Annotated in this window: 11 protein-coding genes and 1 tRNA gene; 10 read left to right on the top strand and 2 right to left on the bottom strand. The window is 57.1% G+C overall.

The features are described from left to right. The first annotated feature begins 36 nt into the window (after window positions 1-36). Window positions 37-405, top strand: coding sequence for a thioredoxin domain-containing protein (locus H6F75_RS01990; RefSeq protein WP_190748688.1), 369 nt, complete (start codon window positions 37-39; stop codon window positions 403-405). Window positions 406-467: 62 nt separating this feature from the next. Here the strand turns inward: H6F75_RS01990 and ribD are convergent, their stop codons facing one another. Further along, entirely contained in the window at window positions 468-1586 is a 1119-nt protein-coding gene (ribD, locus tag H6F75_RS01985; RefSeq protein ID WP_277874217.1) for a bifunctional diaminohydroxyphosphoribosylaminopyrimidine deaminase/5-amino-6-(5-phosphoribosylamino)uracil reductase RibD, read from the bottom strand. Between the two features lie 149 nt (window positions 1587-1735). On the opposite strand from ribD, the gene H6F75_RS01980 reads away from it, so the two are divergent. The 4 genes from H6F75_RS01980 (at window position 1736) to H6F75_RS01965 (ending at window position 7934) form a co-directional block, all read left to right on the top strand. Continuing rightward, complete coding sequence (locus tag H6F75_RS01980; protein WP_190748686.1) at window positions 1736-2893, top strand: DegT/DnrJ/EryC1/StrS family aminotransferase; 1158 nt, start codon at window positions 1736-1738, stop codon at window positions 2891-2893. 260 nt (window positions 2894-3153) lie between these two features. Then, a complete protein-coding gene (locus H6F75_RS01975; RefSeq protein WP_190748754.1) occupies window positions 3154-4836 on the top strand; it encodes an AarF/ABC1/UbiB kinase family protein in 1683 nt (560 codons plus the stop codon). Window positions 4837-4954: 118 nt separating this feature from the next. Further along, window positions 4955-5317, top strand: a complete 363-nt coding sequence (locus H6F75_RS01970; RefSeq protein ID WP_190748684.1) for a hypothetical protein — start codon at window positions 4955-4957, stop codon at window positions 5315-5317. Between the two features lie 715 nt (window positions 5318-6032). Next, the gene (locus H6F75_RS01965) at window positions 6033-7934 is read left to right on the top strand and encodes a DMT family transporter (protein WP_242019584.1); all 1902 of its coding nucleotides are present in this window, start codon (window positions 6033-6035) and stop codon (window positions 7932-7934) included. Between the two features lie 206 nt (window positions 7935-8140). On the opposite strand, the gene H6F75_RS01960 is transcribed toward H6F75_RS01965, so the two are convergent. Next, a tRNA-Ser gene (locus tag H6F75_RS01960) sits at window positions 8141-8227 on the bottom strand. A gap of 258 nt (window positions 8228-8485) precedes the next feature. Here H6F75_RS01960 and H6F75_RS01955 point away from each other — a divergent pair. From H6F75_RS01955 to H6F75_RS01935, 5 genes are all read left to right on the top strand, one after another. Further along, the gene (locus H6F75_RS01955) at window positions 8486-8854 is read left to right on the top strand and encodes a 2Fe-2S iron-sulfur cluster-binding protein (protein WP_190748682.1); all 369 of its coding nucleotides are present in this window, start codon (window positions 8486-8488) and stop codon (window positions 8852-8854) included. A 44-nt stretch (window positions 8855-8898) separates the two neighbouring features. Further along, complete coding sequence (locus H6F75_RS01950; protein WP_190748680.1) at window positions 8899-9732, top strand: inositol monophosphatase family protein; 834 nt, start codon at window positions 8899-8901, stop codon at window positions 9730-9732. 146 nt (window positions 9733-9878) lie between these two features. After that, a complete protein-coding gene (locus H6F75_RS01945; RefSeq protein WP_190748678.1) occupies window positions 9879-10835 on the top strand; it encodes a J domain-containing protein in 957 nt (318 codons plus the stop codon). Continuing rightward, the gene (locus H6F75_RS01940; protein WP_190748676.1) at window positions 10835-12088 is read left to right on the top strand and encodes an ATP phosphoribosyltransferase regulatory subunit; all 1254 of its coding nucleotides are present in this window, start codon (window positions 10835-10837) and stop codon (window positions 12086-12088) included. The genes H6F75_RS01945 and H6F75_RS01940 overlap by 1 nt, the downstream gene beginning before the upstream one ends. A gap of 129 nt (window positions 12089-12217) precedes the next feature. Then, window positions 12218-12445 carry a ferredoxin family protein gene (locus H6F75_RS01935; protein ID WP_073610099.1) on the top strand — a complete coding sequence of 76 codons (228 nt, stop codon included), beginning with the start codon at window positions 12218-12220 and terminating at the stop codon, window positions 12443-12445. The last annotated feature ends 43 nt before the right edge of the window (window positions 12446-12488 follow it).

Raw genomic sequence — 12488 nt, 5'->3', positions numbered from 1 at the left:
TTGGAGAGTTAGTTAAATTCCTTTATTGATTTATAGATGCCGATGTCTGTTGGCGAAGCCACGTTTAGAACAGCTGTGCTTGAGTCAGAGCTTCCCGTACTGGTTCATTTTTGGGCTCCTTGGTGTGGGCTCTGCAAGCTCATTATCCCGGTTTTGCAAAGCTTTCAGGCCGAGTGGGAGGGCCACGTCAAGCTGGTAGATATCAATGCCGATGAAAATCTACGTCTAGCCAATGCCTACCGCCTCTCAAACCTGCCAACGCTGCTGATATTTGAGCAGGGTGAGGTGCGTCAGCGAGTAGAGTCATTTCGCGGCAAGGATGATCTACGGCTGGTACTGGACGCCTTTATGCGCCACCGAGAGTTGACCTACGACATCCCTCGGCTTGTACGCATATATCCCTAGCCCTTAATAGCCAAAACAGTAGGCCCTTCCAGCTCCATCGATCTGATTTGAGTTGGTTAGGGCTAGCTGTCACCAGGCAGGTTTAAATAGCCTTCTAATAGCAGGTCATCTCCTAGGAGACGCCAAGTAGTACGCCTCAAGGCCAAGGCCTGGCCCATATTTTGAAGGCCTAGATCGCCGATGGGGCTTGGGGCAGCTAGACCGCCTATCAGCTTGGGAGCCACAAAGGCCCAAAGCTTATCGATGACCCCATCCTGAATAGCCTGAGCCGCTAGAAAACCGCCGCATTCCCATAGCACCATCGCGCAGCCGCGTTGGTAAAGGTGCTCAGTGACTGTCCGAGGGGTGAGTGCCGGTAGCGTGACGACATTTACTCCTTTGGCAGCTAACGCTTGGTGGTTTGCTGGGTCGGCCTCAGGTCCAGTAAAGACTGTGGTTGGTGCGTCTTCTGTATGCCATAGGTTGGCTTCGGGGGGGAGTTCGAGGCGGCGGCTCATGACGACACGTAGAGGGTTATGGGGGCTATAGCCATGGCTGGTCAATCGAGGGTTGTCGTGACGAACGGTGTTGCCACCAACGACTACTGCATCGCAGGTGGCACGTAGCTGGTGCACGGCGGCGCGAGCTGCGGGCCCGGTGACCCAAGCGCTATGACCACTGACAGCGGCAATTTTGCCGTCTAGGGTCATGGCATACTTCAGCAGGCCTAGGGGACGCTGGCGAGTTATCCGCTGCACGAAGGCTTCATTGAGCTGTTGGCAGGCGTCTTCTTCGACCCCAACTATGACCTCAAGACCAGCTTGGCGAAGCCGCTGAATACCTGCGCCGGATACTCTGGGATCAGGGTCAACCATACCCACCACCACCCGACCAAGGCCCGATTGGATCACCGCTTCGGTACAGGGGGGCGTACGCCCGGTGTGGTTACAGGGTTCCAGGTTGACGTAGAGAGTGGCCCCTCGAGCATGGACTCCAGCCTGCGCTAGGGCAAATACCTCGGCGTGGGGTTGCCCAGCTTGTGGATGAAAGCCTTCTCCAACCACTAAACCCTGCTGCAACACTACGCATCCCACCATTGGATTGGGAGCTGTTTGGCCAGCCGCGAGGCGGGCCAGCTCTAGGCAGCGCTGCATCCAACGAGGATGCTCGTCTCCAGGGATAGACGAGCCAGTAGAAGTCAGAGATGAATCGAGCACGGGAAACTCCTAGATCACAGAGCCATGGGTAGATTGGGAAGGGGCAGCGATCGCCCTTTGGGCAACACCTAACGCACTCGACGCGGCCATGGGGTAGGGTAAACTAGGCCTATCCACTAGGTGAGTGTGAGCGAGTGAGTGTAATTCCTCCTGTTGATCTTACGGAGCAGTTTCGAGCAATTCAATCTGATGTGAATGCTGCCGTGGCCGAGGTGCTGGCCTCTGGACAATACATCAATGGACCCATTGTCGAAACTTTTACTCAGGCCTTTGGAGGCTATGTAGGCACTAAGCACTGCATTGGGTGCAACTCCGGCACAGACGCCCTCTACCTGGCTTTGCGAGCTTCTAACATCGGCCCTGGCGACGAGGTAATTACTTCGCCCTTTACGTTTATTGCCACGGCGGAAGCGATTAGTGCCGTGGGGGCAACACCGGTGTTTGTCGATATTGATCTCGACACCTTCAATATAGATGTGGCCAAAATTGAGGGTGCTATCAGCGATCGCACCCGGGCCATTATGCCCGTACACCTGTTTGGTCGGCCTGTAGATATGGGTCCAATCTTGGATTTAGCGGCTCGCTACGACCTGATGGTGATCGAAGACTGTGCCCAGGCCACTGGCGCGAAATGGATGGGGCAGCAGGTCGGTCGAATTGGGCAGGTGGGCTGCTTTAGCTTTTTCCCCACAAAAAACCTGGGGGGCTGTGGCGACGGTGGTGCCCTGACCACCAACGACGACAATCTAGCCGCTACTGCCCGCATGCTGAGTGAACACGGCAGCCGAGTAAAGTATCACCATGAGGCCATTGGCGTTAACAGCCGTCTCGACTCGGTGCAGGCAGCTATTTTGGCCATTAAACTACGCCACCTCGATCGCTGGAACCAGCAGCGATCGCAGGTAGCCGATCGCTACTACCAGCTGCTAGCTCCAGTTACCGAAGTTGTTCGCCCCCTACCCGTGACCTTTGGCCGCTCGGTGTGGAACCAGTACACCCTGCGTCTACCCCAGGCTACCGCTGAGGGCCAAGAGCGCAACCAGGTGCAACAGCTGATGCGAGAGTCTGGAGTGATCTGCATGGTGTACTATCCACTCCCTCTGCACCTACAACCCGTTTATCGCGACTTGGGTTACCAACCGGGCACTCTTCCCCAGGCAGAAGCCGCAGCCCATCAGGTGCTGTCGCTGCCCATGTTCCCCGAACTGGGAGAAGCGGCCCAGGAACAGGTGGTGCAAACCTTGAAATCGGTGCTGGCTAAGGTAGGGCTTAAAGCCGCCCAGTATTGCTAACCCCTCCGCCCCGATCTACAGGCCAAAGTTTCGACAAGCCCTAAATCTCTCACCGGGCTTAGCCGAATTTGTTTGTAGTTTTATATACTATATTTAAGGTAGATTAACCCAGCTTAGGGGTTCTCGATCGCCGCTTGTCTCAACGCGCTCTTTGCCCGTTGACGGCATCCCTAAACCAGCGATAGCCCCACCCGCTAGGGCAGCACCGCACAGTCATGTAAGGGGCAGGTGGCATAGTGGCAACGACAGATCCGGCTTTGATGGGCACCTACGATGCAGCGGCGATCGCCCGCTACTTTCGCTGGCGCATAGGCACCCTGGCCTGGAGAGTTTTACAAATTTTGTGGTGGTTGGGCACCTTTGTGCTGGGCCTTCAGATGGATCAGTGGTTCGGCTGGGAAGAAAAAAATCGCCCGCGCCGCGCCATTCAGCTGCGCCAGGTGTTAACTAACCTGGGCCCGACGTTTATTAAGGTGGGTCAGGCACTCTCCACCCGGCCCGACCTGGTGCGGCAAGACTTTCTCGATGAGCTCACCAAGCTGCAAGACCAGCTGCCACCCTTTCCGACCGCCAAGGCGATGGCGATCGTAGAGGCAGAACTCAACTACAGCCCTGAAGAAATTTTTAGCAATCTATCTGCTCTGCCGGTTGCCGCAGCTAGCCTGGGGCAGGTATATCGGGGGCGGCTGTTTACGGGGGAGGAGGTCGCCGTCAAGGTGCAGCGCCCCTACCTCAGGCCAGTGTTGTGTCGCGACCTCTATTTAATGCGCTGGGCCGCGCGCTGGCTGGGCAACTTTTTGCCCCTCAACCTAGGGCACGACCTGACCTTGATCGTTGATGAGTTTGGCACCAAGCTGTTTGAGGAAATTGACTATCTCAACGAAGGTCGCAACGCCGAGCGATTTGCCGCCAATTTCAAAGAGGATCCCACGGTTAAGGTGCCCGTTATTTACTGGCCCTACTGTAGTCAGCGGGTACTCACCCTCGAGTGGATCGACGGCTGCAAGCTCACCGATACGGTCTCGCTAAAAGAAGACAACCTTGACCCCGATCGCTTAATCGAGATCGGCGTGACGGCAGGGCTGCGTCAGCTGCTGGAGTTTGGGTTTTTCCACGCTGACCCTCACCCTGGCAACCTGTTTGCTCTAGCCGATGGGCGAATGGCCTATATCGACTTTGGCATGATGGATCAGCTCGACCAGGTCACCAAAGAAACCCTAGTGGATGCGGTCGTACATCTGATTAACCAAGACTTCGACAGCCTAGGACGAGACTTCGTCAAGCTGGGCTTTCTCACACCTGAGACCGATCTGGGCCCAATCATTCCTGCCCTCCAGCGGGTGTTGGGCAGCGCTCTAGGCTCCAAGGTGAGCGACTTTAACTTCAAGACCGTCACCGATCAGTTTTCAGAGCTGATGTACGAATATCCATTCCGGGTGCCGGCTAAGTTTGCCCTGATCATTCGCTCGCTGGTTACCCAGGAGGGTTTGGCGTTAAGCCTCAATCCCAACTTCAAAATTATCAATGTGGCCTACCCCTACGTGGCCCGTCGTCTGCTGGTGGGTGAAACCCCGGCTCTGCGTCAGCGGCTGTTAGAGGTATTGTTTCAAGACGGCCAACTCCAGTGGCAGCGACTGGAAAACATGCTGGCGATCGCCCAGGGAGACACCGGTTTCGATCTGCTACCCACGGCGGGGATGGGCATTCGCTACCTCATGTCTGAGGAAGGAATGCACCTGCGCCAGATGATTGTGCTGGCTCTAACCGAGGACGACCGGCTGCACACTCAGGAGGTGCAGCGGCTGTGGTCGCTGGTGAAGGACGATATTACCCTTGACCGCGTGCTGGGGGTGGCCTGGGGAGCGTTAACTAGCTATTCCCTGGAGCGGGCGGAGCAGCTGGTACCAGTTGTCGGCGATCTACGCCAGGTGCTGCGATCTTAGCCCTGAGGCAAGCCAAGCTGAGCCGTGGTTAGGGAGCGAATGGGTAAGGAGTGAGGGGTAGGGGCAGCTCTCCCCTATAATCTGGAAAAGTGAACTATTGTTTCGTTTTTCTAAACTCGTGTACTCACAACCGCCCTACGTTTTGTTTTTTGCTGGTTTTCTGGCCGCTGTAACTTCAGGCTTTGCCTTTAGCACCGCCCTACAGCAGTCGGTTAACGAATGGAACAGCAAACGCTCTACGCGCATTTTGGCCACAATGCGTGGCCCTCAGCTGCAAATTCCCTTTTTGGGCATCTGTGCCGGAGTCTGCGTATTTTTGGCTTCAGGCATTCAGCTGTTCGGCTTTTCGGCTAAAGCCGCCTACGCCATGGGGGTACCTATGACCTTGCTCTGTGGTCTGCTGATCTGGTCACAGCTGGGCAAGATTTTGGTGCTGATTGAAGAAGGTGGCTCCAAGGCCCTTGATTTAGACATGTTTTAGCGCTGGACGGGTTTTAGGAATTTAGGCCAGTCCATCAACGCGATCGCGAAAAGCCGCTGCTATCTTTGCGCTGGTGCCAGCCTCCACGGGTTGAAGCATCCTTAGTCTCAGCTGCTGCCAGAGAGCCTCAAAGATAGCCTAACTAGCTATTTGAATAGTCACCGACAGTAGCAGCGCAATGCGGTTGTGGCTCAAACTAGCGCAGTCGGGCAACTTACCCTAACCAAAAGCTAGCAGGGTAAGCTGAGGCATCTCACCAAAACCGCACACCTGAGTACCGTCGAGATCGTAGATCGCCCACCGAGAACCACCTGATTGATTTGAATGCCTTGGAGGCTAATCGATCAGCAGATCGTCCCTGAGGGTGATCAGGGTTAGCTTTATCTAGCCGCCCGAGGGCCTAGGCGGCAGATAGAGATAAGGAAGGCAGATAGTTAAGCGGCTCCTGCTCCCACCCCATAACTGAGGGCACCAGAATTACGCCCTCAATAACGACAATGCCTACGAATACCCAATCAGCAATGTGTTTGGATAGCCTGGCCGTTAAGAAATCACCAAGGGATTGCAGGGTTGGATAAAGCCGAGCCATTCTAAATCTGGCGTCACTAGAGATCTTTTTGGATTTTTTGAGCACAATACTAGCATTCGCGCCGGGGGCAGCCTATCGACTTGCCTACCGACCGCAGCTAATGACCGCACCCTGAGAGACATACCCATGGGGCCCTCTGACCATCTACCCAACTTCGCTACTTCCCAGCCTGAACCTCAGTCGGCTGAGGCTATTTTGCGGATCTTGGGCCATGACCTCGAGACCCTGCGCCACCAGATCTCGGGCTATCTATCAGAGGACATCGCTCATCTCCAGGCCAAAAAGCAGCGGCTAATGGCCGACATTGAGGCTCTGGAGGGAGACTTTGAAACCCTTCAGGCCCAGCATCAGCAGTTACAAACCACCTATGCCGAAGGGCTGAGCCAGCAGCAGATCGCCCAGCAGCAGGCCTGGGCCAAGCGCCTGGCGATCGCCTTAGCTACCCACCTGCAAGGACGGCTCGAAACCGCTCTGACCAACGCGCACCCCAACGCCCTCCAGGCCGCTCCCTACGAGGCCGCAATTCCTCCTTTAGCTAGTGCCAGCCAGCGCCTAGCCGCCCTCGACGCAACGCTTCAAAGCACCCTAGCCTCTCTACAACACGATCTGACTAGCTATCAGAGCAACATCTCTCAACAACTCAACCGCATGCAGAGTGTTGAACAGCAGGGGGAAGCCATCTTAGAAGCCCTGGTTGCCCGGCTGAGCCAACAGCTGCAAAGTCAAATGGTGCCGCCCCCAGGGACTACCGTCCCCAGCCAAAATGGCTATAGCACTCTCCCCCCCAAGCCCGGCAGTTTAGCAGAACCGGCACTACCCCTTAGCCCCTACCGAGGAACCCAGTTCGACCCAGGTTACCCAGGGTCTACTCCCCGTGGCGACGCCTCACTGCCGCAAGGCACCGCACAGCACCCTCCAGCGACTCTGCTGCGATCGCAGCCCAACCCCGCAGAAACTGCGTCCTCAGAGACCAGCCGCCGCCCAACCCCCACCGATCTTCAGCTAGGGCTGCTGATGGTGGTGCTCTCGACGTTGGCCCTGTCGCTGCACAACGTCATTGTGGGCGTCATCGGCTACGGTGGACAGCTGCTGGGGCGCATTCCGATAGCGGAGGTCTTGCCCTTAACAATTCCTAACTCGCTGCTGCTGCTGTGGTTGCGCATGGTGGTAGTTGTACCTCTACTGGCGCTGGTAGCCCCCCGCCTCTATCCCAACGTTGGCAACGATTTGCGCCAGATCTTCCACCGCGAGCAAAGGCGCCCCCTGATACAGGTGATTGCCAGCGGCTTCTTCTTATTTTTGTCGCAGGTGCTGATCTATAAAGCGATCGCCGACGTCGGCCCCGGCGTAGCCGTGACGCTGCTGTTTATGTATCCGCTGATTACGGTGCCGCTGGCCTGGTTCTTGTTCGGCGATCGCCCAACACCCCTGCGCCTGGTGGTGATGTTTGCCATCACCATGGGAATCGTGTTCACTGCCCTGCCCCGGATCTACACTGATCTCAGCGGCAACGGCGTGTCGCTGTGGGGAGTAGGCGCCGCACTGCTGGCTAGCGTTGCCTTTTCGCTATTTTTGATTGCCATGCAGCTGTGCTTTAAGCGGCTGCATCCAGTCTCGGCAAGCCTGCTTCAGTTTTCGACCATCTTTATTCTCACCAGTGTGATTTTGATTGTGGGGTCTTTCGTTGGCCTCGACCCTGGTGAGCCCACTCGTCCCCTCGGCCTCTATATCGGAGCCGGGCTGCTGGGGCTGCTAACGCTGCTGGGCTACCTCTTTAATAACTACGGCGTCAAGCTGCTTGGGGCATCTCAAGCCTCAATTGTGGCCGCCAGCGGGCCGGTAGCGACTGCGATTTTGGCCTACTTAATTACCCCTGGCGAAAAGTCAGCGCTGCTATTTATCCAATGGATGGGCGTCATTTTGGTCACCCTGGGGGTGATTTCTCTGAGTTTAGAACGACTGGCCAGCCAGCGCCGTCAGGCCAAACGACGCAGTGCCGTGCCCCCCAACACAGGACAATGGCCTTAGCTCAGTAGCAGCTCAAGGCAAACCAGGTAGAATTCAGCGGCGCAAGCACCTGCTGACAAGCTTAAAGATCGGCAGGTGAGAGGCTTGACCACACCAGCCTTTCAACCTGCTGACCGGAATTGCCAAGTTTGGTGGCTCGATTGCCTTTAAAACAAGTTAGCTAAACCTTGGTTAATCCAAGGTTTTAGAAGCTAAACCAATTAGAACGGAGAGAGAGGGATTCGAACCCTCGTTAAGGTCACCCCTAAACAGCATTTCCAGTGCTGCGCCTTCAACCGCTCGGCCATCTCTCCAGGGGGCGGTTCATCACCGCTGAGAGGCTATCGTAGCAAACAATGGAGTCAGAGAACAGGGGCTACGCTAGTTTCTATTGCAGAATTAGGCCCGTCTGCCCTAGAGGAATTGTTTCGTGAGAGCATAGCAGGGGTAATTGACGATCGAGGCGCTGGCCTGCGATTCGCGAAGCGATCCGTCCCGGAATCGCCCCTTCGACCTCGATTTTCTCAATTTATTTCATACCCGCCGTTACTCTGCCAACCCCAACCTACCCCATGGCCCGCACCCACACCGTTACCGTCCACCACCGCCAGACCGGGCGCATATACACCGTAGAGGTGCCCGAAGACCGCTACATTCTTCAAGCCGCCGAGAGCCAGGGGGTAGAACTGCCGTTTGCCTGCCGCAACGGTGCCTGCACCACCTGCGCGGTACGCCTGCTCGAGGGCGAGGTTGCTCAACCGGAAGCCATGGGGCTCTCTCCCGACCTGCGCCAGCAGGGTTACGCGCTGCTGTGCGTCAGCTACCCCCGCAGCAATATTCAGGCCGAAACCCAGGATGAAGACGAGGTTTATGAGCTTCAGTTTGGCCGCTACTTTGGCAAGGGCAAAGTACGACGAGGGCTACCCCTAGACGAAGATTAATCAGCCTCACCCTCGTTACCTTGAGTCGTCCCAACGCTAATTCCATGTCTCTTCCTGCCGAGTCCGATTTACAGCGCTGGTTAGACAGCGCCACTGAGGCGGCCCTAGCCGCCGGAGCGGTGCTCCAGCACTACTGGGGCAACCTCACCACCATTGATGAAAAAGGTCGGTCTGGCGATTTGGTCACCGAAGCCGATCGCAGCGCAGAGGCGGCCGTTATGGCCGTACTTGAGCGACACCTCCCCGCTGACCACGGCATCTTAGCTGAAGAGTCTGGGGTAATTAGAGAGCGAGGGACCGGTCTTCTATGGGCCATAGACCCCCTCGACGGCACCACCAACTATACCCACCAGTACCCATTCTGTGCGGTGTCCATTGGGCTGCTGGCCGAGGGAGAGCCGGTGCTTGGGGTAGTTTATAACCCAATCCACTGCGATCTCTTTCGCGCGGCTAAGGGCTTAGGGGCTACCCTCAACCGCAGCCCGATTCGAGTATCGACCACGGATCAGCTGTCTCAAAGTCTGCTGGTAACCGGATTTGCCTACGATCGCCGTGAAACTCCCGACAATAACTATGCCGAATTTTGCCACTTCACCCATCTCACCCAGGGGGTGCGCCGCGGGGGGTCCGCCGCCATTGACCTCGCCTACGTCGCCTGTGGCCGCCTAGATGGCTATTGGGAGCGAGGGCTGTCGCCCTGGGATATTGCCGCTGGGATTGCGATCGTGCAGGAAGCTGGGGGCCAGGTGACTGCCTACGATGGCTCGCCCCTGGATGTGATGTCGGGGCGGCTGTTGGCCACCAACGGCCAGATTCATGGGGCCATGAGCCAGACCCTTGGGAAAATTAAGCCGCTAGTGCTCCCCTCCCTCATCTAGCCAGTTCGCAACTCGATCTTCGGTTCTAGTTGGCCTCAAACCGCTAAAAAAACCAGGGGATGGTTAAACTGAGGTTGACTGGGTAGAGTGAAGAGAATTTAATTTGTGTCTTATTGCTCCCTGAGTCGTCCCTCGGGTAAGTGACCATGAAACCAGATCAAGGGCTGTTTCAACTTGACTTTGATGATCATCACGCTGTGCTGGGAGTGCCAGTAACCGCCGATGCCAAGGCCGTGCGCAAGCGCTACCTGGCGATCGCCCGCATGCTGCATCCCGACAGTTTGTCTGGGTCCACCACTATCGATGCCCAGCGGGCCAGCGACGTTCTCTCCAAGCTGGTCAACCCCGCCTACGAGGCCCTGACCCAAGAAAAATCAAGCACTGAGCATGGCATCATGCTCAAGCTTAAAGGGCAGTCCCTGCGCCAAGTCGGCACAGCACCCACAGTTAGCTCTACAGAGGCTCAGACCCTGCTCAAAGCTCCCCATGCCGACGCGGCCTATCGTAAAGCCGTTAGCAGCTTAGCCGAAAGCCAATTCGACGATCTGGAGAATGTGACTGGGGTAATTGGCCAACTGAGTGAGCTCAACCTAATTTATCTGTACCGCAGCAGTGCCAACGATGGACCATCGGCTGGTTCCCCGGCTAGCGCGGCTAAACCGCGACCCAATGCTGCCCCTACCAGCCCCACGACGACAGTGCCAACGCCTCGGCAAAATCAGGCGGCTATTTTAGAGAGCTACGTTAACCGAGCTCAAGAGTATGAGCTAAACCGCGACTATAGCCGAGCCATTTTAGAGCTGCGGGAGGCCGTCAAAGCCTATCCCAACAATGTTCAGTGCCATAGCTACCTGTCGGCGATTTATCTCAAAGCCGGTCAGAGCACCATGGCCCGCATTCACGCCAAACGCGCCCTCGAGATCGACCCCAATGACGAAAGGGCGCAATCCGTTCAGGCGCGGGTAGATAAAGCTAGCGGTGGGTCTGCGTCCGGGTCGGCTCAAACCGCCAAATCAAAGGGGAGTAATGCCAAAGCCGCTAACTCCAAATCTTCTAATCAGGGCGGCGGTTTCTTTGGCCTGTTTGGAGGCAAGAAAAAGTGATGACCTACCAACCCCCGGCCGGCGCCCGCGACCTACTGCCCCTCGACGTTGCTCAAAAACACTGGATTGAGAATCGCCTAGAACAGGTATTCCAGCGCTGGGGCTACCACCGCATTATCACCTCCACCGTAGAGCGGATGGATACCCTGATGGCAGGGGGAGCCATCGATCAGGAAGCGGTAATTGAGCTTCAACCCGTCGCGGGTAAGCGTCTGGGGCTACGGCCTGAGCTGACCGCCTCGATCGCCCGCACCGCTGTTACTCGCCTAGCCCGAGTAACCTATCCCCAGCGGCTCTACTACAACGCCAACGTATTTCGCCAGGCCACTCAGGGTAGCCATGGGGGCCAGCAGGAGTTTTACCAGGCTGGAGTCGAGCTGCTCGGAGCCGGGGCAACCGTAGCCGATGCCGAGATCGTGCTGCTGCTGCTGGACTGTCTCCACAGCCTCTCCCTCGACTCCTGGTGCTTGATCTTGGGCGACGCCCAGCTTACCCAGGCGTTGCTTACCCCCTTTTCCCCTGACCAGCGCCAGGCGGTGCGTCAAGCCCTGGCTACCCTCGACCGGGTAGCCCTCGATGACATGGGCCTAGCCCCAGAGCTGCATCACCATGCCCTGCATCTGCTCGACCTCCGCGGTCACCCTGAGGACGTGCTTCAGGCTCTGGGGCAGCTTGTCCTAGAGCCTGAAGCCCAGACAGCGGTGGAGCGTCTAAAATCGCTGGTTGCCCTAGTGCGAGACGTCATCAACATGGCAGGCGATAGTCAGCGGACCCAAGGGGGCCAACGCCCCGCTTTGACGCTCGATCTCAGCCTGATTCAACCCTTTGACTACTACACCGGGCTGGTATTTGAGGTGGTCACTGGCCCTGAGCAGGGCTGCCAAGTGCTTGGGCAGGGGGGCCGCTATGACCACCTACTGGGTGTCTTTCAGGCGCAGAGCCAGGGGTTTCCGGGGATTGGCTTCGTACTCAACATTGAGGCTCTGCACCAGGCGCTACTGCCTACGGGCCATCTGCCTCAGGATACGCCCCCTAGCGATTGGCTGGTAGTGCCCACCGCGCCCCAGGCAGCGGCAGCAGCCTTTACCTACGCCCAAACCCTACGGGCCTCAGCCAGTCTGGTGCGGGCTGAGGTGCACCTAGCCAACGGTGAGCCGCCCGCTGCCACCCGCGATCTAGCCCGTCAGCGCCGCATCAGCCGCATTGCCTGGATCGGCCCCGACGGCTTGCCAGATATTGAAGCTCTGAACTAACGTGGGGGATGGCGGCAGCCCTGGCTTAATTCCTTCTGGGAAAAGAGTTTCAGGGTTAGGGCAGCCTCAACTGTCTACCCAAGGGAACCTCAAGTTCCCAATATTATTTCGTGCCCGTGAGGAGAGATTGTGGCTCATACCATTGTGACTAACGTTTGTGAGGGCGTCGCCGACTGCGTTGACGCCTGCCCAGTCGCCTGCATCCACGAGGGCCCCGGCAAAAATACCAAGGGCACCGATTGGTACTGGATTGACTTTTCAACCTGCATTGACTGCGGGATTTGCCTCCAGGTGTGCCCTGTAGAAGGCGCTATTCTACCCGAAGAAAAGCCTGACCTACAAAACACTCCGGCCTAGTTTTGTCTAGCCTAGGGTTCTGAGTTTCCTCTCTGGGCTAAAC

It is taken from the genome of Nodosilinea sp. FACHB-131, from assembly GCF_014695395.1.
Taxonomy (GTDB): domain Bacteria; phylum Cyanobacteriota; class Cyanobacteriia; order Phormidesmidales; family Phormidesmidaceae; genus Nodosilinea.
The sequence above is the reverse complement of the archived record's forward strand: the minus strand, read 5'-3'. Positions and strand labels throughout refer to the sequence as shown.